This window comes from Shimia abyssi (genome assembly GCF_003014475.1).
In the GTDB taxonomy this organism is placed as follows: Bacteria; Pseudomonadota; Alphaproteobacteria; order Rhodobacterales; family Rhodobacteraceae; genus Shimia; species Shimia abyssi.
The window spans coordinates 660417-682188 of record NZ_PYGJ01000001.1; the positions used below are offsets into that span (position 1 = coordinate 660417).

The following is a 21772-nucleotide window of genomic DNA, read 5'->3' on the forward strand; positions in this document are numbered from 1 at the left end:
CCTTCCCGTTTCGAGCAGGAAAAGAGTTACCTTTCAGCACCTTAACACCGAGCTAACGACCGCCCCGGTGCGTTAACCATTTGAGACAACAATCAAACCGCGACTCATCGCCTGAGCAACCGCATGGGTTGTATTTAGAGCGCCCAGCTTGAACCGCGCACTCTCAATATAGACCCGCAAAGTATGCTCAGAGATCGACAGAGTCTCTGCCACCTGCGCGCGCGAATACCCCATCGCGATCAATGTCATCGCGTCCACTTCTCGCGGAGACAGGGCACGCTGCTGATCCGGCGTGCGCCCGGGTTCCAGCTCCAGCGCCTTTTGATTGAACTCGTGTGCGATCAAGATGAGATCCCGCCGATTGGCGTCCGTGAATGTGGCCCAGGTGTCATCGTCACAGTGGTGGCTGACCGAAAAAAGGGCGAACTGACCATTGGGGCCACGGATCGGAATCGAAAAGCCCTGATTGCCGATCCCATGGTCAATGGCTTCTTTTTGAAACTCTCTCGCGGCCTTGCTGGACCAGTCGAGACGCTTCCAATCAACCGGATGAAACCTTTGATAACACCCGATAATTACCGGATCGACCCGAATATAGTTCCGATCCAGATAGCGCTGCACCCAAATGGGCGAGTATGTTCCGCACCCATATTGTTCGCCAGAGCTGCTGACCCAGTGATAGACCATATGGTCCACACTGAAATGCTCGCGCAGCTCTTCTATCGCGCCTTGTAGAGCCTCAAGCCCTTGCGCGCTCTCTAACTCCTCTAATAACGTTTCCCGTTTTTGCGTCATCCCCATGTCGCGCCGTTCCCACCTTTTCAGCCATCGAAACGATCTCGCATGCGGCGACCATCCGGGTGTCATCCAGCTGGTCAGCCAAATCCTCCAGACCATTCGCCAAAGCAAAAGTCCGCAGATCAGCAAGAACGTCGAGTATCCAGTCGTTTTTCATAATTGACTCTCGTTTTCAGTGGTTAATGAAAGGTTAATACAAGCATAGCACGAACGCTTCTTGTTAAGATATTCGCTGATTTTCTCTCCCCAGAAATAGTGAGGGGGCGTTCTGCAAGGCTTTGAATTACCTAAAAGCCCTTTCCAAAACGTAAATCACCCCCGAACCGGCATGGGTTTCGGGGGTGATTCGTTTCTGTCGACACGCGCCCAAAGGCGCGAATTTCTTATTTTCCGGCGTCCAGAACGTCTTCGACTGTACGCAGGCCCGTCTTGGGCGACTGCACCAGCACCGCCATATTGCCCGGCTTGTGCTCGTTATTCATCATCTTGGTGTGCGCAGCCGGGATCTCTTCCCACGCAAACACTTCTGACATGCACGGGTCCAGACGGCGATCGATCATCAAACGGTTCGCCGATGCTGCCTGCTTCAAGTTGGCAAAGTGCGATCCCTGAAGACGCTTCTGGTGCATCCACATGTAACGCACGTCAAACGTGGTGTTGAACCCGCTGGTCCCGGCACAGATCACAACGATCCCGCCTTTCTTCACAACCAGCGTCGAAACAGGGAATGTCGCCTCACCTGGATGTTCGAACACCATATCCACGCTCACACCCTTGCCGGTGATGTCCCAGATCGCTTTACCGAACTTGCGCGCCTCCTTGAGCCACTCATTATACTCAGGTGAGTTCACGGTGGGCAGTTGCCCCCAACACTTGAACTCTTTGCGATTGATCACGCCCTTGGCGCCCTGATCCATCACGAACTGTCGCTTGCTCTCGTCCGAGATCACGCCGATCGCATTGGCACCCGCCGTGTTGGCCAACTGGATCGCATACGACCCCAATCCGCCCGACGCGCCCCAGACCAGAACGTTCTGACCGGGCTTCAGTTCGTGCGGGTGGTGGCCAAACAGCATCCGGTATGCCGTCGCCAGCGTCAGCGTGTAACACGCCGCCTCTTCCCAGGTCAGATGCTTGGGGCGCGGCATCAGCTGTTGCGCCTGAACCCTTGTGAACTGGGCAAATGACCCGTCACCCGTCTCATAGCCCCAGATCCGCTGCGTCGGAGAAAACATCGGATCGCCACCGTTGCATTCTTCGTCGTCGCCATCATCCTGGTTACAGTGAATGACAACCTCGTCGCCCACTTTCCACGTCTTGACCTTGTCACCAACGGCCCAAACGATGCCCGACGCGTCCGACCCGGCAATGTGGTAATCCTGACCGTGCACATCAAACGGGCTGATCGGAACACCTTTGCCCGCCCAGACACCATTATAGTTCACGCCCGCGGCCATCACGAGCACCAGAACTTCGTGGCTGTCGATTTCCCAGGTGTCTACAACTTCCTTCTGGAATGAGACCTCCGGGTCGCCATGGCGTTCGCGACGGATCGCCCACGCATACATCTGTTTGGGTACATGTCCCAGCGGAGGCATCTCCCCTACTTCATAAAGGTCCTTCTTGGGAGCCTCATACGCTGCAATTGCGCTCTCGGTGTCCAAAGCCATAGTCGCCTCCTGTGTCAAACATGTTGCCGCGATGCAGAATCGCGCTGTCTGAAGATGAAATATCGACGCTAACGCAACATTGCAACCACATTTGGGTTCATTTTGAAATTTTATAACCCAGCAGTTGCAGAAATTTCCGCTGCACTTGCGAAATCAGCTTACCAAGTGTCGTATTGAGTTGGCATAAAAGGCCAGCGCATCCGCTTCGTCCGGATTGGCTTCAAAAGTTCCATCAACACTGCGGATCATGCGCCGCTTGGTCAATGTGGCCAAAGCCTCTTCTATCGCCCGGTTCTGATCACCTTCGGGCAAGACAACCTGCGCTGTCGCGCCGGGCCGATCCAGCCTTTGCACCCGGTCGGCAAATAAGCTGTCGACTGCTGCCCGAGACAGAGGAGCCTTAGCGTCTTCAACAATGGCCGCCACCAATGGGACCGGCAAAACCGGTACAATCGCGTTGATCCGCCCCATCAGCTCCCCAGCCAGCGCTTCTGCCGCCGCGTCGCCATCTGGCGCATACTCACGCAAGGACAATGGCTGGCCGATACTGACCGCAGCCGTGCCAAACCGATTGCCCCGGCCTAACAGCCGCTGCCACATGTGTTTCAGAAAGAACCCGGCGACCACGCTGATACGCGCGTGAAACCCTTTGCCACCGCGCGCCTTGGCCGCCAGCAAAATACGATCTTCCAGAACCCGGTCATAATTTATGGCCACAGGTACAAACACAACGTCGCGCGACGCCGGATCGACCCCTTCGGTGATATACTTTAACAATCCCCGCTTAGGATCCTGCGGCCCGCCCGACAGGCTCAGCCGCCCCTCCGGGAACATCGCCTGCGTGACACCGCCTTGTGTGGCCAAGCGCACATACGCCGCCAAAACCTTGCGGTAGAGCGCGTTGCCCCGATCACGCCGGATAAAATAAGCGCCCATCGCACGGATCAACCGGCTTAGCGGCCACACCCGCGCCCATTCGCCCACGGCATAGGACAATGCCGACCGTTCTGCCGCCAGATAGGTCACCAGAACATAGTCCATGTTGCTGCGGTGGTTCATCACAAACACCACGGTCGCGTCCTTGGGAATATCTCGCAGCACCGACTGGCGCGTCTGCAACAGACGCACCTCAAACAGCGACGTACTCAGCAACCGTGCCACCCGAATGGCAAAGCCGAAATAGGCCGTGGCCGAAAACGATGGCACAATCTCGCGTGCATAGCGCCGTGCCTCTTCAAAGGCGACGTTTTCGGGCACGCCATTTTCGGCGGCGCGATCTGTCACCGCCTTTGCGACGTCGGGCTGATAAATCAGACGCTGGATCATGTCATAGCGCCGCGCCAGCTTAAATGGCTCAATCGGACGCTCCAATCGCGTGTTCAGCTGCGACACTGCGCGCTCCATCCGGCGGCGGAAAAACCAGCGCACCGACGGGAATAACAAATGGCTGGCTGCTGTGACCGCTGCAAACAGCAGGATCAGGATGAATAGCCAAAGGGGGATTTCGACAACCGAAGTCATGACCAACTCTTGCAATGCACGGCGCTCAGGTAAATATCAAATGCACAAACCGCAACAATAGAAACGTATATGCGCGACATCACGGTCACTCCCGGCTTTACTGATTCCGAACGCCCTCAGGTGGTCGATCTCTATTGGCAGGCTTTTTCCGGCAAACTTGGCCTGGTCATGCGCCCGACCAAGAAGGCCCTGGCTTTTTTTAACGCCGCCCTCAACCCGGACTTTGCGCTGGTGGCCCGCGATCACAACGGCCTTCTTCTGGGAGTCGTCGGCTTCAAAACCGCAAAGGGCGCTCTGGTTGACGCAGGATATAGTGAGATGGCCCGACATTACGGCCATTTTGGCACACTGTGGCGTGTCGCTCTGCTGGCGCTTCTTGAACGCGACACCGTATCGGACACCTTACTAATGGATGGCATTTTTGTCGCTGCGTCTGCCCGTGGTCGCGGCGTTGGCACAATTCTACTGAACGCAATCAAGGCAGAAGCTGTCCACCGATCTGTCTCCTTCGTTCGATTGGACGTTATCGACACAAACCCTCGCGCCCGCGCTTTATATGAGCGTGAAGGCTTTAAACCGACCGGCGTCGAGCATCTCGGCCCTCTGCGGCTCGTATTTGGGTTTAAAAGCTCGACAAAGATGGTCTGGCGGGTAGAAACTTAAATTGCCGCAACGCAGCGAATTGACTTGCACATGATATTTCGCATATCTAACCTCTGACGCAAGAATATTACGCACACGATTCACGAGGACCGCCAAATGTCGCAACCGCAGAAAGATCGCCCCTGGCTGATCCGCACATACGCAGGCCACTCTACCGCGCAAGCGTCCAACGCGCTTTACCGCTCCAACCTGGCCAAAGGGCAAACCGGCTTGTCTGTCGCCTTCGACCTGCCCACCCAAACCGGCTATGACAGCGACCATGTGTTGTCACGCGGCGAAGTTGGCAAAGTTGGCGTACCTGTCTGTCATCTCGGTGATATGCGCACCCTGTTTGACGAAATCCCGCTCGAACAGATGAACACCTCTATGACCATCAATGCCACGGCACCGTGGTTGCTAGCGCTCTATATTGCCGCAGCCGAGGAACAGGGCGCGGACGTGTCCAAGCTTCAAGGCACCGTGCAAAACGACCTGATCAAAGAATACCTGTCGCGCGGCACATATATCTGCCCGCCCGCCCCGTCGCTCAAAATGATCGCGGACGTGGCCGAGTATTGTTATACGAACGTGCCCAAATGGAACCCGATGAATGTGTGTTCCTATCACCTGCAAGAGGCTGGCGCGACACCAGAACAGGAGCTTGCCTTTGCGCTGGCCACCGCCATTGCCGTGCTCGACGCGCTCAAACCCCGCGTTCCGGCCGAAGATTTCCCGGCACTGGCCGGTCGCATCTCGTTCTTCGTGAACGCAGGCATTCGCTTTGTCACCGAAATGTGCAAGATGCGCGCCTTTGTCGATCTCTGGGACGAAATCCTCGAAACCCGCTATGGCGTTGAGAACCCCAAATACCGCCGCTTCCGCTATGGGGTTCAGGTCAACTCTCTGGGCCTGACCGAACAGCAACCCGAAAACAACGTCTACCGCATCCTGATCGAAATGCTCGCCGTGACACTCTCGAAAAAGGCTCGTGCCCGCGCTGTGCAGTTGCCCGCCTGGAACGAAGCCCTTGGCCTGCCACGCCCCTGGGATCAGCAATGGTCAATGCGGATGCAACAGATCATGGCCTATGAAACCGACCTTCTGGAGTTTGACGATCTGTTTGACGGCAACCCGGCGGTTGATGCCAAGGTCGAAGCGCTGAAAGACGGCGCGCGCCACGAGCTGGCCAATCTCGACAGCATGGGCGGCGCGATTGACGCCATTGACTACATGAAATCCCGCCTCGTCGATTCCAACGCTGCCCGTCTCAACCGGATCGAGGCTGGCGAAACCGTGGTTGTGGGCGTGAACAAATTCACAAAGGGCGAACCTTCGCCTCTGATGACCGGCGATGGTGGCATTATGGTGGTGGACCCGGCCGTCGAACAGGAACAGATTAACCGCCTTAACGAATGGCGCGATGGTCGCGACGCGAAAGCCGTCGAAACGGCGCTCGCCGCCCTGCGCGCCGCTGCGAAATCCGGTGAAAACGTCATGCCCGCCTCGATTGCAGCCGCCAAGGCTGGTGTTACAACCGGCGAATGGGCTGCGCAAATGCGGGTTGTACATGGCGAATACCGTGGCCCCACTGGCGTATCCGGCGCGCCGTCCAATAAAACCGAAGGGTTGGATGATATTCGCGATGCGGTCGACGCAGTGTCGGATCGTTTGGGACGTCGCCTGAAATTTGTCATTGGAAAACCCGGCCTTGATGGCCACTCAAACGGAGCTGAACAAATCGCTTTCCGCGCGCGTGACTGCGGAATGGATATCACATATGATGGCATCCGCCTCACACCCGAGGAAATAGTTGCGAAAGCAATTGAAGATAAAGCCCATGTTGTAGGTCTTTCAATCTTGTCAGGAAGCCACATCCCACTGATTGAAGACTTGATGGCGCGCATGCGTGACCAGGGGCTTTCCGACACACCGGTAATCGTTGGCGGCATAATTCCAGACGAAGATGCCGACCGATTGCGCGCAATGGGTGTGGCGCGTGTTTACACGCCAAAGGACTTTGAGTTGAATACAATTATGCACGACATCGTCACTTTGGCTGACCCCAAGGCCGTCGCCGCGGAATTACGACGCCAAATAGCGTCAAAGGTATCAACGATTTAACCCGTTTAGCATGAAAAGCGGGTTAAATCGATCATCCTGAATTTGCAAGTTGCATCGTTTTTTTCGATTCCACGCAACATGACACAATATCACCCCTATTTTTCACCCGCTGCTTAATTAGAAAATCGCTAGGATAAAAAGCGAAGGGGAGCGCCATGAAATTAGATGGCATGACAAGCGAAGAATTGCTGGAATTAAAGGCGAATATTGAAATTCAATTGGTCAAGCTGGAAACCGAGCGTCGTGAAAATGCGCTCAAGGCGGTTCAAAGCGCCGCAGAACAATACGGGTTTTCGCTTGACGAAATCGCCTCCGTTGCGGGTAAACGCAAAGGTGGACTGACAAAGGGTGTTCCGAAATATGCGCACCCGGATGACAAATCTAAGACTTGGACCGGAAAAGGGCGCAAACCAAAATGGTTTGACGAAGCGCTCGCCGCAGGAATTGCGCCCGATCAGATGGAAATCTGAATTCGACCTACCCTAAGAACACGCAATAACGTTATTTGCAACGACTCGGGGTACAGGTCACACTGGGGGACAGAGGAGGACATCATGTCTCAAACTGTCCCCGACTATGCGAAATCCGTAAAGATTACAGGCCGCGTCCAAAGCGTTGCATTTCGGGCGTGGACACGGTCGCGCGCGACTACTCTCGGCCTCACCGGATGGGTACGTAACGATCCAACCGGATCCGTGTCCGCCTTTGTCCAAGGCGATCGCGCCAGCGTTGACACTCTGGTCGAAGAGTTCTGGTCAGGTCCCGGCGTGGCTGCGGTGCGCGATGTGCAATCGCAATTCAGCCCGCCCGATCCATCCCTGAACACGTTTGAAATCCAGCGCTGACCCCGCGTAGCCCTTGCACGCGCGCGGCAGATCGCGTCATCTGGGGCTATATTAAACGCTACGAGGACAGGAACATTTCATGACGATTCATATTGGCGCCGAACCCGAGCAGATTGCGCAAACTGTGCTTCTCCCCGGTGATCCGTACCGGGCAAAATGGGCGGCTGAGACTTTTCTTTCCGACGTTGAATGCATCAATCAGGTGCGCGGTATGCTGGGGTTCACGGGAACGTGGAATGGCCATCGCGTCACCATTCAGGGGTCCGGCATGGGAATGCCATCACTGTCGATCTACGTCAACGAACTGATCACCAGCTACGACGCGCAAACCCTGATCCGCATTGGTTCGTGCGGCGGAATGCAGGACAAGGTCAAGGTGCGTGACGTGGTGATCGCTCAGGCGGCCAGCTCGATCTCAACCCCCTCGCGCGGTATTTTCCGCGAGCTTAACTTTGCCCCATGTGCCGATTATGGCCTGCTACGCGCCGCCGCAGATGCTGCAACGTCGCGCGGAACGCCAACCCATGTGGGCAATATTTATTCTGCCGATGTGTTCTATGACGAACGTCCAGACCTTAACGAACAGATGGTGCGCCACGGGATCCTTGGGGTCGAAATGGAAGCCGCCGAGCTATATAATCTTGCCGCGCGCCACGGCCGCAAGGCTCTCGCGGTACTGACCGTGTCGGATCACCTGCTCACCCATGAATCGCTGCCATCCGAGGATCGGGAAAAGACCTTTGGCGACATGGTCGAGATCGCGCTAGAGGCGGCTTTCGCTGATCAGTAGGTTCACCAACGCTGTCAGGGGCGGCGACATCTCGCCGCCTCGCACCCCCAAGACCAACCCGCGCGGCAGGGTCACACGCCGCGAAAACGGCGCCACTAGTGCACCGCTCTCCAAGTGCCGCGCCACCAACGCGCTATGCCCTATCAGCACGCCGGCCCCATTCACCGCCTCTTCAACCGCCAGCGCATAAAGCGAATAAACCGGTCCCCGCACCGGCGCTGGTAATGGCACCTGCGTCGCACAACCACTGAGCCACGTCTCCCAATCCTGCGTCCAGACCGCATCGGCTAAACACGGCACATTTGCCAGATCCTCTATGCTCTGCAATTGTCGCGCCACTTCTGGCGCGCAAACCGGAAAAATCTCATCCCGCGCGATCAGCCGCCCGTCACCCTCCCCGTAAAAAACTGATAAATCAAATGGTTCTCGCGCAAGGTTGGGCGGGGCCTCCAACGCTGTGACCGAGATTTCCACATCCGCCAAGGCTGCACGGATCGCGGGCAACCGGGGCGAAAGCCAAAGCTGTGCCACCGCTGGCAGTGCCGAAATGTGAACGCGCCCCGGTGCCGTTGCACGGCGCAAAACGCTAACCGCCTCGCCCATTGCATCAAACGCAGCACTTAAACTCGGCAGCACCTCAACCCCGACACGGCTCAGCCGAACGCCCTGTGCATGTCGTTCGAACAAATCGACCCCGCACCACGCCTCAAGCGCTTTGACTTGCTGAGCAACTGCGCCGGGAGTGACACACAGCTCATCCGCCGCACGGGTGAATCCCCCCAAACGCGCGGCCGCTTCAAAGGCGCGCAACGACGTAATGGGTGGCCCTTTGGGGCGTGGTGGCAGTACGGACATGATCATCTCTAGGCTCAGATTTACTATGCCTAGCTTACATGATTTCTGATTTGCGCCCAACGCATTCTTTGCGCTCCAATGCAGGCAGATCCTTCGCATTGGAGCAGATATGCATAGCCTTCGTCCCCGCCCCTGGGTGCCCGCCGCAACCGAAACCCTCGTCAAACGCGTCGCCGCCGAAACTGTCGGTGCCACAAGCCAGACCATCTCGTCCCACATCGCCAGCCTTGCCCAGCAAAACCGCGATATCCACGAGCGTGACTGCTTCAACCTCAACCCGGCCACCAACGTCATGAACCCCGCCGCCGAAGAACTGTTATCCTCAGGAATCGGCACGCGCCCGTCTCTGGGTTATCCCGGCGACAAATATGAAATGGGGCTGGAGGCCATTGAGGAAATCGAAATCATCGCCGCAGAACTCTGTGCCGAGGTGTTTGATGCGCGGTTTGCAGAAATCCGCGTGCCCTCTGGTGCGCTGGCCAATCTCTATGGGTTTATGGCATTGGCCAAACCCGGCGATGCCATCATTACGCCCCCGGCACAAATTGGCGGGCATGTTACGCATCACGCCGCCGGATGTGCTGGTCTATATGGGTTGCACAGTCACCCGGCCCCGGTGAATGCAGATGGCTATACCATCGACCTTGAAGGGCTTGCCGATTTGGTCAAACAGGTGAAGCCCGCTCTCATCACGGTAGGAGGGTCGCTCAACCTTCTGGAACACCCTGTGCGCGAAGTGCGTGAAATTGCTGACACTGTTGGTGCATACGTGTTGTTTGATGCCGCGCATCAATGCGGGATGATAGCCGGGCGGGCATGGCGCAATCCACTAAAAGAGGGCGCGCATATGATGACCATGTCCACCTACAAGAGCCTTGGTGGCCCACCCTCTGGCCTGATTGTCACAGACGAAGTCGAGATTGCCCAGCGCCTCGACGCCATCGCCTTTCCCGGCATGACGGCAAATTTTGACGCGGCCAAATCTGCGGCGCTGGCAGTCTCCATGCTTGATTGGCGCGATCACGGCACGGCCTATGCCCGTGCGATGATCGACATGGCGCAAGCCCTGGCCGACGCTTTCAAATCCAACGGTATCCCGGTATTTGAAACAGAAGGCGGACCAACGCAGTCGCATCAATTTGCAATAATCGCCGACCCGTTTGGCGGAGGACAGACTGCGTCCCGACATTTGCGCAAAGCTGGCTATCTGGCCTGCGGCACCGGCCTTCCAGTGGCAGAGGTCGCAAACGACATGAACGGATTACGCATCGGCACCCCAGAACTGGTGCGTTGGGGGATGACCGCAGGCGAAGCGCCCGAACTGGCCATGCGTATCGCAACCGCCCTAAAGAGCTCCTCCCCTGAAAAACAGGCGGCGGACACATCAGAATGGCGCGCCTCATTTAACAGGCTGCATTTTATTCACGACGCGAGCACTCCCGCCCAATGATCAGATCAGCAAGCTGACCCGCCATTGGTTGGGCATGGCTCTTCGCCCCCAAGGGGCGATGAGCCTGCTACGGGCAAGGCCCGCCGGGTCCAAGTGGTCACGGAAGGGATAACTCAACGCGCGATGGGTTAAGCCGCCTGTGCCTGAAAACCGCACCGACGCGATACCGACAAAATACCGACGTCGGTTTTTGCAGTGTCACCGCCTGTTAACCATTGCGTACAGTGTCAATCATCAGCTGCACATTTTCAGGGTCTGCATCGGGTGTAATCCCATGCCCGAGGTTGAAAATATGTGGTCCCTTGCCAAAGGCTTTGACAATGTGCCGGGTTTCATCCTCCAGCGCCTGACCACCGGTAACCATATGAGATGATTTGAGATTCCCCTGAACACAGATGCTCTTTTGCACATGTTCCGCAGCCCATTCCGGGCTGACACCATCATCCAGCGCCACGCAATCCGCACCCGTCGCCTCGGCAAATCCGACATAACGTTCGCCCGCGCCGCGTGGGAACGCAATGATTGGTATATCCGGGTGTCGGTCTTTCAGCGCAGAGATGATTTTCTGTGTTGGTTCAACGGCATACCGGTCGAAGTCAACCCCCTTGAGCGATCCAGCCCAGCTGTCAAACAACTTAACAACTTCGGCCCCCGCATCGATTTGCTTAGAGAGGTAATCAATTGTGCCCTCAACCAGCCGGTCGATAATCTGTTGAAACAGCGCCGGATTCTCATCTTTGAGCGCGTGAGCAGGCCCCTGATCCGGCGTGCCACGCCCGGCCACCATATAGGTCGCAACAGTCCACGGTGCGCCCGCAAACCCAATGAGCGTTGTGTCTTCGGGCAATTCACGGCGCAAAATACGCACGGTTTCATAGATCGGATTCAGCACGTCGTGGATCTCTGACGCAGGCTTAATCTTTTCGAAGTCACTTTCTATTTGAATGGTCGACAAGCGCGGGCCTTCACCCGTGACAAACCACAAATCCGCGCCCAACGCCTGGGGCAACAGCAAAATGTCGGCAAACAGGATCGACGCGTCAAAGCCATAGCGACGGATAGGTTGCAATGTGACCTCCGCTGCCAGCTCGCTGTTATAGCAGAGCGAGAGGAAATCCCCCGCCTGAGCGCGCGTTGCGCGATATTCAGGCAGATACCGTCCGGCCTGACGCATCATCCAGATCGGCGGCGTCTCTAGGGTTTCACCGGCCAGCGCCGCGAGGATTTTCTTTTTCTGTGTCATGCGTCACCTTTTCGTTCCGCTCAGTCCTAGGCGCCACAAGGCATCCCAGCGTTGACCTGCATCAATGTCGCCCATTCGCAATTCGTGCCATTTCAGTCGCATGAAACACGCCTCTTTTCGCGGGGCTTTACACTGTGCTTGGTCACGCGCGCGGACAAGGTTGTCAACCCTTCCGCGCTTGTCAGACCGTCCTAGCAGGATTAGACCGACACCATGACTTTGACGCTTCCCTCTCCCGACTCGCACCTTAAAATCGGCACCCGCGGGTCTCCGCTGGCTCTGGCTCAGGCCTATGAGACACGCCGTCGCATGATGGCCGCCTTTGACCTGCCCGACGCGGCGTTTGAGATCGTTGTGATCAAAACAACCGGCGATGATGCCGCGTTGATCGCCAAGGACAAACCGCTCAAGGAATTGGGCGGCAAGGGATTGTTTACAAAGGAAATTGAGGAAGACTTACTGTCTGGCGCCATCGACATTGCCGTACATTCCATGAAGGACATGCCAGTCCTCCAGCCCGACGGCCTGGTGCTCGACACCTATCTCCCGCGCGAAGATACGCGGGATGCGTTTGTCTCTTCTGACGTAAAAACTCTTGCTGATTTGCCCAGCGGCGCGGTGGTAGGCACGTCCTCTCTGCGCCGCCGGGCACAGTTGTTGAACTATCGCCCTGACCTGCAAGTTGTCGAGTTTCGCGGCAATGTGCAAACCCGCCTCAAGAAATTGTCAGAAGGCATCGCCGATTGCACGTTCCTTGCGATGGCGGGACTGAACCGCCTTGAGATGTCGCATGTCGCCGCATCTGCAATCCAACCAGAAGAAATGCTGCCCGCCGTCGCCCAAGGCGCCATAGGCATTGAACGGCGCGCAAATGATACCAACACCGCCGACTTGTTGTCGGCCATACATGACACCCCCACTGGACAACGTCTGGCTGCCGAGCGCGCGTTTCTGGCCGCGCTGGATGGGTCTTGCGAAACCCCTATTGCGGGCCTGTGCGAGCTGGATGGTGCCACTTTGCGCTTGCGTGGCGAAGTGTTGCGCCCAGATGGTTCAGAAAGTCTCAAGGACGCTCGCTCAGCTCCGATCGAGGACGGCGCGGCCCTAGGACGCGAGATGGCAGAACATTTGCTGGCACAAGCGGGCCCCGGCTTTTTTGACTGGCGATCCTAATCCGGATTTCCGTCAACATAGTTAATTCCTTCAATACGGACCAAATGCTCCACGATTTGGCCACGTTTCCCGACGATTCTGCCTCTGATTGATTGAACAGAGGACGATCTCATGAACGCTTTGGTCCGTTTTGGTGCCGTGGGGGCAGAAAACTGGAACTCGCTCATCGCAGCGCCCGCTGAAGGCGGCTACGCAGTCAGCGAAACCACAGGCAAGTTCCGCCACACGTCGCGCAACGAGGCTATCTTGCGCTTTTTCGGAATTGTCACCGTGCTGGGCGCGCTGGTTCAGTGGACGTTCCCGGATACAAATTTTGCGGGCGACCCCGCTGTAAGTAAGGGCTTACTTTCTATCACTTTTGCTCTGGTCGGCCTTGCCGTTTACAGCTTTGCCATTCGCGGACATCGCAGCGAAATCCGCTTTGACCCACGCAAAAACGAGCTGGTGGTGTGCGCCCTTAACCGTCAGGACCGCACAAAGGCGCGCAAACGCATTCCATTGCGAAATGTCAAAAGCATCTATGTGCGCCGCTCTGACATGCCCGTTGGCATGGCTGCGTTGCGCATTCGCTTTATGAACACACCCAACGAGCTGACCGCCATCCGCGGTACGGATACTGAGATCGAGATGTTGCACAGCCTGTTGTGCCGCGACATCCGTATGGCGCGTAAAGCGTCATAAATCAGCGGCTTACGCAATAAAACGGCGTGCCCAGGCGCGCCGTTTTGTCTTTAGACCCACTTGGCCATCGGTGGCAGGCTCATCAAAACCGCATTGGCATCATGCCCTGTTTCCAAGCCAAACTTGGTGCCGCGATCATAGACCAGATTATATTCGGCATAGAGCCCGCGATGCACCAGCTGCGCGTCTTTCTCGGCATCTCCAAAAGTTGCGCCGCGACGTTTCTCGATCAAGGGCACAAAGGCGGGCAAAAATGCTCGGCCGATATCCTGAATAAAAGCGAAATCTGCTTCCCAATCACCGGTGTTATGGTCGTCAAGGAAAATGCCGCCCACCCCACGTGCACGGTTGCGATGGGGAATATAGAAATACTCGTCCGCCCACGCCTTTAGCCGTGGATAATGGTCACCATGTCGGTCGCAATGGTCTTTCTGAACACCATGAAAATGCGTCGTGTCCTCATCATATTCCAAACAAGGGTTCAGATCAGAACCGCCGCCAAACCACCATGCGTGGGGTGTCCAAAACATGCGCGTATTCATATGCACCGCTGGGCAGTGCGGATTCTGCATATGCGCGACAAGACTGATACCGCTGGCCCAGAACCGTGGATCGTCTTTCATGCCGGGAATGCCTTTGCGCGCCGCCATTGCCGCCTGCGCCCGCTCTCCGAGCTGACCATAGACGGTTGAGATATTGACGCCAACCTTTTCAAAAACCCGTCCGCCACGCATAACAGACATCAGCCCACCACCCGCGTCTGATCCATCCTGACTGGCACGCTTGGTCGCGCTGACCTCAAAACGCGCTGCGGGTTGATCAGCCAATGGCCCAGATGAATGACTGTCTTCAAGCCCCTCAAAAGCCGCGACAATATCGTTACGAAGCGTCCGGAACCAAGCGCTTGCCCGGTCTTTTTGGCTGTCCATTTGATCCGACATTGGGTCCCTCTCTGGCTGGCGCGTCCTGATTATCAGCGCCCCACCCAAGAGACCATAGACGCATCGTCACACATTAGTGCGCAGGTGCAGTTACCGGATCCAACAAAGTGCGCCCACCATCCACCGTCAGGATTTGTCCGGTGGTAAAGGCCGACCCTTCCGAAGCCAGAAATTGCACGGCATCCGCCAGCTCACCCGGGGCTGCGATGCGCCCCAACGGCGTGTGATGCTCGATCTCGCTACGATATTCGCGGTTCTCCTTGAGGGTGCCTTGCAGACTGGCGGACATCACTGAGCCAAACGAAACGGCGTTTACTCGGATTCGATGCGGCGCGAGGGCAACAGCCATGGATCGTGTCATCTGATCAAGCGCCGCGGTCGAAACAGAATAAGCTAGTAAATCAGGATGTGTGCGACGCGCTGCAATTGAGCTGAGATTAACAATGGCCCCCGCTTGTCCCTCTTGGCGATCTTCGCTCTGCTTGATCATGCGCTTGGCCACCATCTGAGAAAGCTGTAGTGCGGTCATCAAGTTCTGTTCCAGCATCAGTGCAACAGAATTATCATCTGGATTCAACGGGTCAGTACGTAACACCTGCCGACATCCGTTAATCAGAATATCGACCTGATCAAAGGCATCAATTGTCGCTGAAATCAGGTTCTTGATCGTCAGCTTTTCACGCAAATCCCCCGCAAAATAACGGATATTGCCCTCTTCGCGCTTTTCACCCAACTCTTCGACGAGGCGCTTTTCGTCCATGTCGGCAAACATCACATTTGCACCATGATCGACAAAATGCCGCCCCAGCGCCAGACCGATACCATTAGCGGCCCCGGTCACAATTACGGTTTTACCCGCGACTGAATAAGACATGAGCGATCCCCATCACGCTGTCACGATTCCAAACAGATTACGCGCTTTCATCGCCGCTTACGAGACGGTCTTTGCGCGTGAAGCACCTTGAAACGATTGTCCCCGGCCACTTCTTCGACTTTTGCAAAACACGCTTCTAGCGTAGTTTCGTACGGCAGATGTCGATTAGCCACCATCCACAAATGTCCGCTGGGTGTCAAAACTCGCGCTGCCGTTTGAATAAACGCGATTCCTAGCCCTGGCTCGGCCTTGCGGCCTGTGTGAAATGGCGGATTCATAACAACTGTGTTGATTGGCGTCTTTAGCACCCAATTGGTGGCATCGGCCCAGTGAAACTGTGCGCGAGAGTCCGCCACGTTACGCCGTGCGCACTCCAACGCAACATGATCCGCCTCAACCAGATGCAGCTCGTCAACGCCCTCGCGTGCCAGAATATTCGCTGAAAGATACCCCCAACCGGCCCCCAGATCGGCCACCACCCGGCCCAGTTTCTTGGGCAACGCATCAGCCAATGCCTCGGACGCTGGGTCAATTCCGTCGGCCGAAAACACGCCAGCTTTCGTTATGAAGCCGCTGTCAAGCGTCGTCGCCGCAGGAGCGCGCCAATCAGACAGATCCGCATCGCGAAACCAAAACAGTTTGCCATGCGCCTTGGAGACAACCGTTTCAACTTCGGCCTCCTTGCGACACGCCTTGAGAATACTGTCTATTCCATCGGTTTTCTGACCATCAACCACAACCAGTTCCGCCATCTGAGCCGCCTGCGCCAACATATCCCTCGCCTGCGCCTTCGCACGAGGAAGCACCACAACCGCCATGGCAAACGGTCCTTCGGCTGCGACGTCACAGGTATATCCGGACTGGGCAAACGCCTCATGATCCGGCTTTAGCGGCTGAATGATCTGGCATCGATCTTTGGGCAAAGCGGACAGGTCGTATTCGGCTCGGGGTCCAAAAACGGCAATTCTACCGTCACCTGAAACGGGCAAGCCGTGTTCGTCAGCGGCAAGGGTCAGTCGGGAATGAGACATATATGTTGGTGCGCCGAAAGCCGGCTCACTCTTTCTCCATCGTGCATTGCAACGGATGCTGGTGGCGGCGCGCAAAATCCATCACCTGTGTGACCTTCGTTTCGGCAATCTCGTGGCTGAAAACACCAACAACTGCCAAACCTTTTTTGTGCACAGTCAGCATGATTTCAAAGGCCTGCGCGTGGTTCAGTCCAAAGAACCGTTCCAATATATGAACAACAAACTCCATCGGCGTGTAGTCGTCGTTCAACAGCAGCACCTTATAAAGTGGCGGACGCTTGGTTTTGGCACGTGTTTGAACAGCGACACCCACGTCGCCGTCATCATCTTTGGGTCCGTTAGACATCAGCATGGGCTGCAATGACATATGAGCGTCCACTCTGGGGGTTACACGTTGAATGTTTATATAACCTCAGCACCGGGATAGAAAAGGGGCAGTACCCCTATTGAGCAGGCCCATGCGCAGAAATCTTACGACAATTGGCTTTGATGCAGATGATACGCTTTGGCACAACGAGCGGTTTTTCCGCATTACTCAAGATCGATTCGCGGAATTGTTGGCAGATTTTGCCCCCGCAGATCACTTGCATGACAGATTGCTCGAGGCCGAACGGCGCAATATCGGGCATTATGGTTTCGGGATAAAGGGGTTCGTGTTGTCCATGATCGAAACCGCGATTGACGTTACCCAAGAGCGCGTTCCTGCATCGGTCATCGCCGAATTGATGGCGGCTGGGCGCGATATGCTGCGCCACCCGATAGAGCTTTTGCCGCACGTTCAGGAAACTGTCGAAGCACTGGCGCAGAGCCATCGAATTGTCGTGATCACCAAGGGCGATCTCTTGGACCAGGAACGCAAACTCGCTCAATCCGGGTTGGGTGAGATGTTTGACTGGATCGAAATTGTATCAGACAAAACTGCCGACGTTTACACACGAGTGTTTGCGCAAAACGGCGACGGCGCCCACCGCGCAATGATGGTTGGGGATTCAATGCGATCTGACATCGCACCCGCGATCAAAGCTGGATGTTGGGCCGTCCACATCCCCCAGGGCCCCGCTTGGGAATTGGAAAAAGCGGACATACCTGCACAAAATTCACGCTTTTTTGAGCTGACCACTGTAGAGGGCCTTAACGAGATAATTGCTAAAATTGGCTGAAACAAAATTGTGACCTGTCCAAAATGGCAGGGATAGCATCTTTTTTGCCAGGACCCCCTACATCTGCCATTTTGCATCAGAGTCGCCGAACAAATCGCCAAAAACAAACACTTTATTCAGTTTTAGCTCTGTGCTAGCCTAAAGCCAAATAAAAGGTCAGCCACCAAAAAACCGGCGGCCAGAGGCAGAGCAAAGGACAGTTCAAGTGAAGGTTCGGCACACATCGCCGGCCCGCATGGGGCTATTCGTATTAACCTTGCTGTGGATTTCGATTGGCGCGCCAGTCGTTTCTTTCGCGGCACCTTATGCGGCTATGGTGATCGACTCGCGATCGGGAGAAGTCCTGCATTCGCGCAATGCAGACACGCGTTTGCATCCAGCATCATTGACCAAGATGATGACGCTTTATATTGCGTTTGAGGCGGTAAAAAACGGCGAGATTTCGCTTGATACAAAAGTACGCATCTCGAAGAACGCCGCCGCCGAGCCGCCTTCCAAACTTGGGTTGCGGTCTGGGCAGCGTATCAAGTTCCGCTTCTTGATACGCGCGGCCGCAGTAAAATCCGCCAATGATGCAGCGACCGCAATTGGCGAAGCGTTGGAAGGGTCGGAGGCCGCATTTGCGCGCCGAATGAATCGCACGGCCAAGGCCCTTGGGATGAGTAACACGACGTTTAAGAACGCCCATGGCCTCACGGAATCGGGTCACTTGTCGACCGCACGCGACATGACAACGTTAGGTCGGCACCTGCTTTATGATTACCCGGATTATTACAACCTGTTCTCGCGCCGCTCGACCCACGCAGGGATCAAGGAAGTGGCCAATACCAACCGGCGCCTGCTGAACGCCTATCGCGGTGCAGATGGGATCAAGACCGGATATACCCGAGCTGCGGGTTTCAATCTTGTGGCCTCCGCCGAACGTGGGAACGAGCGTATCATTGCCACTGTGTTTGGCGGCCGTTCTACCGCATCGCGCAATGCAAAAGTCGCTGAATTGCTCGACCTTGGGTTTAAACGTGCACCCAGCAACGTTGCGCTGCGCAAGCCAAATACACCGAGCTACAAGGGTGGCGGTGTTCCAGCGGGCAAAACTGTGCGCGTCGCAACGGCGGTCAAGAAATCACTGCGCCCCAAGCTGCGGCCAGTGACAAACGAGCCAGAGAACCAAGCTGTGGTCATTGCGGCGGCCAAGATAATTGAGCACGATATCCAATCTGCATTGCTACAGGCGCAAGAGGAAACCGGCCAAGCAGTCGTCAGCGCCGAAGCGCCGGTACAACCGCCGCAACCGCGTGTTGTAACGCGCATTTCCACCTCTGGCGGGCGCCATTGGGGCATCAACGTCGGTCGGTTTAACAGCCGATATGCAGCCGAGAAAAAACTTCTCAAAACGGCGCTGGCCGAAATGTCGACACTGGATGGCACCTTGCGCAAAGTCACCAAGAGCAAGCGCGGGTTCGAAGCGAACTTTATGGGAATGTCAGAGGAAAGCGCGGATCTGGCCTGTCGTCGACTGCAAGCCCGCCAGATCACTTGTTACACAATCGGGCCAGGTTGACGGTCTGAGTTAATCGAATCGATCAAAACTAAAGGCGCCAATCGGCGCCTTTTTTGATGAGCGATCAACCTTTGGGCTTGTCGTCATATTGCCCAGATAGGATACGCTGCGCGTCCCCTTCGGGGTCATCATACTGGTTCGACTTAACCGTATAGACAAATGCCAACAGGCCAACGCCGCCCAGGATCAGCGAAATCGGGATAAGGTAGGCAAGGATCTGCATGTGTTACCTCAGGCGCAAAGCGTTCAGTGATACGGTTATCGACGACAAGGACATTGCCAAGGCCGCTATGAGCGGAGTGGCAAGCCCAGCCACCGCCAGCGGTACGGCAATGATATTGTAAACTGTCGCAATGCGAAAGTTCTCTCGGATGCGGCGAATGGCCGACCTGGAGGTTGCTAGCGCATCGGCGATTGGGCTGAGGTCACCCCCCAACAGGACGATATCCGACGCCACCCGCGCCGCATCCAGCGCCGAGGCCGGAGAAATCGACACATGGGCTGCGGCCAATGCGGCGGTATCGTTTAGTCCGTCGCCCACCATCAACACGTGCCGCCCGTCAGACGCCAGCGATTGAATGCGCTTCGCCTTGTCTTCTGGCAGTGCGTCGGCCACCCATCGTTCGATCCCAAGCCGCTGAGCCAGTGCTTCAACCACGCCGGCGGTGTCGCCGGAGAGCAGAATAACGTCTTTGCCGTCTTCCTTGAGTGCGCTCACTGCTTCCTCGGCGCCGTCCCTGAGGGTGTCAGCGAACAAGAACTTAATTGGCGCGCCATCACCAACTACCAAAAAGGCCGCGGTCTGTGTCGGAGTCTCTGCCCCCACCCAAGACGCGCGCCCAAGCCGCACCAACTGCCCGTCTAGGCGACCCTGGGTCCCAAAACCGGGCACTTCTTCAATATCGCTCACCCGCGCCGGGCGCAATTGGTCGGCGTTTCCGGCGGCAACGATTGCTCGGCTGAGCGGGTGCGATGACCCCATGGCCAAAGCCAGTGCTATGGATATGTTATTTGGTGCGATATCATCCGCATTGGTCAATTCCGGAGTGCCCGCAGTCAGCGTTCCGGTCTTGTCAAAAACGACCGTGTCAACCTGTGCCAAGCGCTCGAGAGCCGTCGAATGCTTGATCAGCATACCTTTGCGGAAAAGCCGACCCGAAGCTGCGGTGGTTACGGCAGGCACCGCCAAACCCAGCGCACAGGGGCACGTAATGATTAACACCGCAGCTGCGATATTGAGCGCGGTGCGCACGTCAAACGTATAAAGATACCAGCCCAGAAAGCTGAGCGCTGATAAGATATGCACTCCCGGTGCATAGAGTTTCGCAGCCTTGTCAGCCAGCGACGTGTAATTCGAGCGCCCCGACTCGGCCACGGCGACAAGATCAGCCATACGATGCAGGCTGGTCTCCTGCCCCACCGCTGTTGCTCGGATCACTAACGGCCCGGTCAGGTTCACTTCTCCGGCGCTGACACCCAGACCCGGTTCGGCAAAGACAGGCAGTGTTTCGCCGGTCAGCAGTGAACGGTCCAGCTCGGATTGACCTTCGACAATGTCGCCGTCAACTGGCATCCGACCGCCGGGTCGCACAAGCACCCAATCGCCCACAGCAAGATCGCTGACCTGAACGGTTCCTTCGACGCCGTCGCGCACACGCACCGCGCGCGGCACTTCCAATGCGGCGAGCTCTTCGGCGGCAGAGCGCGCCACTGCGCGCGTGCGGTGATCAAGATATCGCCCCGCCAAAAGGAAGAAGACCAAGGCAAGCGCCGCATCAAAATAGGCATGCTCTCCGCTCAGCGATGTTTCCCAAAGCGACGTCACAACAGCAAGAAGGATGGCCAGCACAATCGGCACATCCATATTCAACCTGTGATGCTTCAATGCCGACCACGCGCTGACGTAAAACGGATGACCCGAGAAGACGATCGTGGGCAATGCGATTGCCGCAGAGATCCAATGGAACATGTCACGCGTCGCGGCTTCGGCCCCGGACCAGACTGAAATGGATAGCAGCATAACGTTCATCGATGCGAAGCCAGCCACCGCCAGCCGCATCAACAAATCACGTCCTGCCTTATCCGATTGCGTCGCACTTAATGTGCCCGCATCAAGCTCATGCGCCTCATAGCCAACACGCTCAAGCACATTGATAAGATCACCTGCCGTCAGGTCAGGCTCTGCCTCAACCGTGGCACGTTTTAACGTCAAATTGACACGAGCTGACACGACCCCCGGATGCGCCAAAAGGGCTTCTTCTACGGTTGAAATACACGCACCGCAATGCACCGTTGGCACCGACAATGCCAGCCGCGCGTCGTCTTGCGCCGCACGCCCGGCCAGAGCCTGCGCAGCCGGTGCGGCGTCACAGGCGGGACAGGCTGACAGGTTTGGGCGCATCGCGGCGGTCATGTA

21 protein-coding genes are annotated in these 21772 nt (G+C 56.5%); 10 read left to right on the forward strand and 11 right to left on the reverse strand.

Annotation, left to right across the window (positions count from 1 at the left end; genetic code table 11):
• Positions 1-72: 72 nt before the first annotated feature.
• The 3 genes from CLV88_RS03200 to CLV88_RS03215 all read right to left on the reverse strand — a co-directional run bounded on the left by CLV88_RS03200 (position 73) and on the right by CLV88_RS03215 (position 3989).
• Complete coding sequence (locus CLV88_RS03200; protein WP_106606893.1) at positions 73-795, reverse strand: helix-turn-helix transcriptional regulator; 723 nt, start codon at positions 793-795, stop codon at positions 73-75.
• Positions 796-1181: 386 nt separating this feature from the next.
• Complete coding sequence (gene ccrA, locus CLV88_RS03210; RefSeq protein WP_106606895.1) at positions 1182-2468, reverse strand: crotonyl-CoA carboxylase/reductase; 1287 nt, start codon at positions 2466-2468, stop codon at positions 1182-1184.
• 153 nt (positions 2469-2621) lie between these two features.
• Complete coding sequence (locus CLV88_RS03215; protein WP_106606896.1) at positions 2622-3989, reverse strand: 1-acyl-sn-glycerol-3-phosphate acyltransferase; 1368 nt, start codon at positions 3987-3989, stop codon at positions 2622-2624.
• A 69-nt stretch (positions 3990-4058) separates the two neighbouring features.
• On the opposite strand from CLV88_RS03215, the gene CLV88_RS03220 reads away from it, so the two are divergent.
• From CLV88_RS03220 to deoD, 5 genes are all read left to right on the forward strand, one after another.
• The gene (locus CLV88_RS03220; protein WP_106606897.1) at positions 4059-4652 is read left to right on the forward strand and encodes a GNAT family N-acetyltransferase; all 594 of its coding nucleotides are present in this window, start codon (positions 4059-4061) and stop codon (positions 4650-4652) included.
• Positions 4653-4748: 96 nt separating this feature from the next.
• Complete coding sequence (locus CLV88_RS03225; protein ID WP_106606898.1) at positions 4749-6752, forward strand: protein meaA; 2004 nt, start codon at positions 4749-4751, stop codon at positions 6750-6752.
• A 155-nt stretch (positions 6753-6907) separates the two neighbouring features.
• Positions 6908-7222 carry an H-NS histone family protein gene (locus CLV88_RS03230; protein ID WP_106606899.1) on the forward strand — a complete coding sequence of 105 codons (315 nt, stop codon included), beginning with the start codon at positions 6908-6910 and terminating at the stop codon, positions 7220-7222.
• An 84-nt stretch (positions 7223-7306) separates the two neighbouring features.
• The gene (locus CLV88_RS03235; protein WP_106606900.1) at positions 7307-7597 is read left to right on the forward strand and encodes an acylphosphatase; all 291 of its coding nucleotides are present in this window, start codon (positions 7307-7309) and stop codon (positions 7595-7597) included.
• Between the two features lie 79 nt (positions 7598-7676).
• Complete coding sequence (gene deoD, locus CLV88_RS03240) at positions 7677-8387, forward strand: purine-nucleoside phosphorylase (protein WP_106606901.1); 711 nt, start codon at positions 7677-7679, stop codon at positions 8385-8387.
• On the opposite strand, the gene CLV88_RS03245 is transcribed toward deoD, so the two are convergent.
• The gene (locus tag CLV88_RS03245; protein ID WP_106607085.1) at positions 8361-9242 is read right to left on the reverse strand and encodes a LysR family transcriptional regulator; all 882 of its coding nucleotides are present in this window, start codon (positions 9240-9242) and stop codon (positions 8361-8363) included. The genes deoD and CLV88_RS03245 overlap by 27 nt on opposite strands.
• Before the next feature lie 109 nt (positions 9243-9351).
• Here CLV88_RS03245 and CLV88_RS03250 point away from each other — a divergent pair, with 109 nt between their 5' ends.
• Positions 9352-10692 carry a serine hydroxymethyltransferase gene (locus CLV88_RS03250; protein WP_106606902.1) on the forward strand — a complete coding sequence of 447 codons (1341 nt, stop codon included), beginning with the start codon at positions 9352-9354 and terminating at the stop codon, positions 10690-10692.
• Positions 10693-10900: 208 nt separating this feature from the next.
• Here the strand turns inward: CLV88_RS03250 and hemE are convergent, their stop codons facing one another.
• Positions 10901-11935: a uroporphyrinogen decarboxylase gene (hemE, locus tag CLV88_RS03255; protein ID WP_106606903.1), complete on the reverse strand. Its 1035-nt coding sequence runs from the start codon at positions 11933-11935 to the stop codon at positions 10901-10903.
• A gap of 213 nt (positions 11936-12148) precedes the next feature.
• Here hemE and hemC point away from each other — a divergent pair, with 213 nt between their 5' ends.
• Positions 12149-13108 carry a hydroxymethylbilane synthase gene (gene hemC / locus CLV88_RS03260; RefSeq protein WP_106606904.1) on the forward strand — a complete coding sequence of 320 codons (960 nt, stop codon included), beginning with the start codon at positions 12149-12151 and terminating at the stop codon, positions 13106-13108.
• A gap of 111 nt (positions 13109-13219) precedes the next feature.
• On the forward strand, positions 13220-13789 hold the full coding sequence (locus tag CLV88_RS03265; RefSeq protein ID WP_106606905.1) for a hypothetical protein: 570 nt from the start codon (positions 13220-13222) through the stop codon (positions 13787-13789).
• Positions 13790-13839: 50 nt separating this feature from the next.
• Here the strand turns inward: CLV88_RS03265 and hemF are convergent, their stop codons facing one another.
• From hemF to clpS, 4 genes are all read right to left on the reverse strand, one after another.
• Positions 13840-14730: an oxygen-dependent coproporphyrinogen oxidase gene (hemF, locus tag CLV88_RS03270; protein ID WP_106606906.1), complete on the reverse strand. Its 891-nt coding sequence runs from the start codon at positions 14728-14730 to the stop codon at positions 13840-13842.
• A 73-nt stretch (positions 14731-14803) separates the two neighbouring features.
• The gene (locus CLV88_RS03275; protein WP_106606907.1) at positions 14804-15604 is read right to left on the reverse strand and encodes an SDR family NAD(P)-dependent oxidoreductase; all 801 of its coding nucleotides are present in this window, start codon (positions 15602-15604) and stop codon (positions 14804-14806) included.
• A 47-nt stretch (positions 15605-15651) separates the two neighbouring features.
• Positions 15652-16635 carry a class I SAM-dependent methyltransferase gene (locus tag CLV88_RS03280; protein ID WP_106606908.1) on the reverse strand — a complete coding sequence of 328 codons (984 nt, stop codon included), beginning with the start codon at positions 16633-16635 and terminating at the stop codon, positions 15652-15654.
• Between the two features lie 25 nt (positions 16636-16660).
• Complete coding sequence (gene clpS, locus CLV88_RS03285) at positions 16661-17002, reverse strand: ATP-dependent Clp protease adapter ClpS (protein ID WP_106606909.1); 342 nt, start codon at positions 17000-17002, stop codon at positions 16661-16663.
• Positions 17003-17093: 91 nt separating this feature from the next.
• On the opposite strand from clpS, the gene CLV88_RS03290 reads away from it, so the two are divergent.
• Both CLV88_RS03290 and CLV88_RS03295 read left to right on the forward strand, forming a co-directional pair.
• On the forward strand, positions 17094-17795 hold the full coding sequence (locus CLV88_RS03290) for an HAD family hydrolase (RefSeq protein ID WP_106606910.1): 702 nt from the start codon (positions 17094-17096) through the stop codon (positions 17793-17795).
• A 235-nt stretch (positions 17796-18030) separates the two neighbouring features.
• Positions 18031-19356: a D-alanyl-D-alanine carboxypeptidase family protein gene (locus tag CLV88_RS03295; RefSeq protein WP_106606911.1), complete on the forward strand. Its 1326-nt coding sequence runs from the start codon at positions 18031-18033 to the stop codon at positions 19354-19356.
• Positions 19357-19420: 64 nt separating this feature from the next.
• Here CLV88_RS03295 and ccoS read toward each other — a convergent pair whose 3' ends face one another.
• Positions 19421-19579, reverse strand: coding sequence for a cbb3-type cytochrome oxidase assembly protein CcoS (gene ccoS / locus CLV88_RS03300; RefSeq protein WP_106606912.1), 159 nt, complete (start codon positions 19577-19579; stop codon positions 19421-19423).
• Between the two features lie 3 nt (positions 19580-19582).
• Positions 19583-21769, reverse strand: a complete 2187-nt coding sequence (locus CLV88_RS03305) for a heavy metal translocating P-type ATPase (protein ID WP_106606913.1) — start codon at positions 21767-21769, stop codon at positions 19583-19585.
• Between the last annotated feature and the right edge of the window lie 3 nt (positions 21770-21772).

What these genes read in the sequence shown, in the direction of transcription:
- CLV88_RS03200 (WP_106606893.1), bottom strand. Translation starts at nt 795, where the DNA reads ATGACGCAAAAACGGGAAACGTTATTAGAGGAGTTAGAGAGCGCGCAA.
- ccrA (WP_106606895.1), bottom strand. Translation starts at nt 2,468, where the DNA reads ATGGCTTTGGACACCGAGAGCGCAATTGCAGCGTATGAGGCTCCCAAG.
- CLV88_RS03215 (WP_106606896.1), bottom strand. Translation starts at nt 3,989, where the DNA reads ATGACTTCGGTTGTCGAAATCCCCCTTTGGCTATTCATCCTGATCCTG.
- CLV88_RS03220 (WP_106606897.1), top strand. Translation starts at nt 4,059, where the DNA reads ATGCGCGACATCACGGTCACTCCCGGCTTTACTGATTCCGAACGCCCT.
- CLV88_RS03225 (WP_106606898.1), top strand. Translation starts at nt 4,749, where the DNA reads ATGTCGCAACCGCAGAAAGATCGCCCCTGGCTGATCCGCACATACGCA.
- CLV88_RS03230 (WP_106606899.1), top strand. Translation starts at nt 6,908, where the DNA reads ATGAAATTAGATGGCATGACAAGCGAAGAATTGCTGGAATTAAAGGCG.
- CLV88_RS03235 (WP_106606900.1), top strand. Translation starts at nt 7,307, where the DNA reads ATGTCTCAAACTGTCCCCGACTATGCGAAATCCGTAAAGATTACAGGC.
- deoD (WP_106606901.1), top strand. Translation starts at nt 7,677, where the DNA reads ATGACGATTCATATTGGCGCCGAACCCGAGCAGATTGCGCAAACTGTG.
- CLV88_RS03245 (WP_106607085.1), bottom strand. Translation starts at nt 9,242, where the DNA reads ATGTCCGTACTGCCACCACGCCCCAAAGGGCCACCCATTACGTCGTTG.
- CLV88_RS03250 (WP_106606902.1), top strand. Translation starts at nt 9,352, where the DNA reads ATGCATAGCCTTCGTCCCCGCCCCTGGGTGCCCGCCGCAACCGAAACC.
- hemE (WP_106606903.1), bottom strand. Translation starts at nt 11,935, where the DNA reads ATGACACAGAAAAAGAAAATCCTCGCGGCGCTGGCCGGTGAAACCCTA.
- hemC (WP_106606904.1), top strand. Translation starts at nt 12,149, where the DNA reads ATGACTTTGACGCTTCCCTCTCCCGACTCGCACCTTAAAATCGGCACC.
- CLV88_RS03265 (WP_106606905.1), top strand. Translation starts at nt 13,220, where the DNA reads ATGAACGCTTTGGTCCGTTTTGGTGCCGTGGGGGCAGAAAACTGGAAC.
- hemF (WP_106606906.1), bottom strand. Translation starts at nt 14,730, where the DNA reads ATGTCGGATCAAATGGACAGCCAAAAAGACCGGGCAAGCGCTTGGTTC.
- CLV88_RS03275 (WP_106606907.1), bottom strand. Translation starts at nt 15,604, where the DNA reads ATGTCTTATTCAGTCGCGGGTAAAACCGTAATTGTGACCGGGGCCGCT.
- CLV88_RS03280 (WP_106606908.1), bottom strand. Translation starts at nt 16,635, where the DNA reads ATGTCTCATTCCCGACTGACCCTTGCCGCTGACGAACACGGCTTGCCC.
- clpS (WP_106606909.1), bottom strand. Translation starts at nt 17,002, where the DNA reads ATGTCATTGCAGCCCATGCTGATGTCTAACGGACCCAAAGATGATGAC.
- CLV88_RS03290 (WP_106606910.1), top strand. Translation starts at nt 17,094, where the DNA reads ATGCGCAGAAATCTTACGACAATTGGCTTTGATGCAGATGATACGCTT.
- CLV88_RS03295 (WP_106606911.1), top strand. Translation starts at nt 18,031, where the DNA reads ATGGGGCTATTCGTATTAACCTTGCTGTGGATTTCGATTGGCGCGCCA.
- ccoS (WP_106606912.1), bottom strand. Translation starts at nt 19,579, where the DNA reads ATGCAGATCCTTGCCTACCTTATCCCGATTTCGCTGATCCTGGGCGGC.
- CLV88_RS03305 (WP_106606913.1), bottom strand. Translation starts at nt 21,769, where the DNA reads ATGACCGCCGCGATGCGCCCAAACCTGTCAGCCTGTCCCGCCTGTGAC.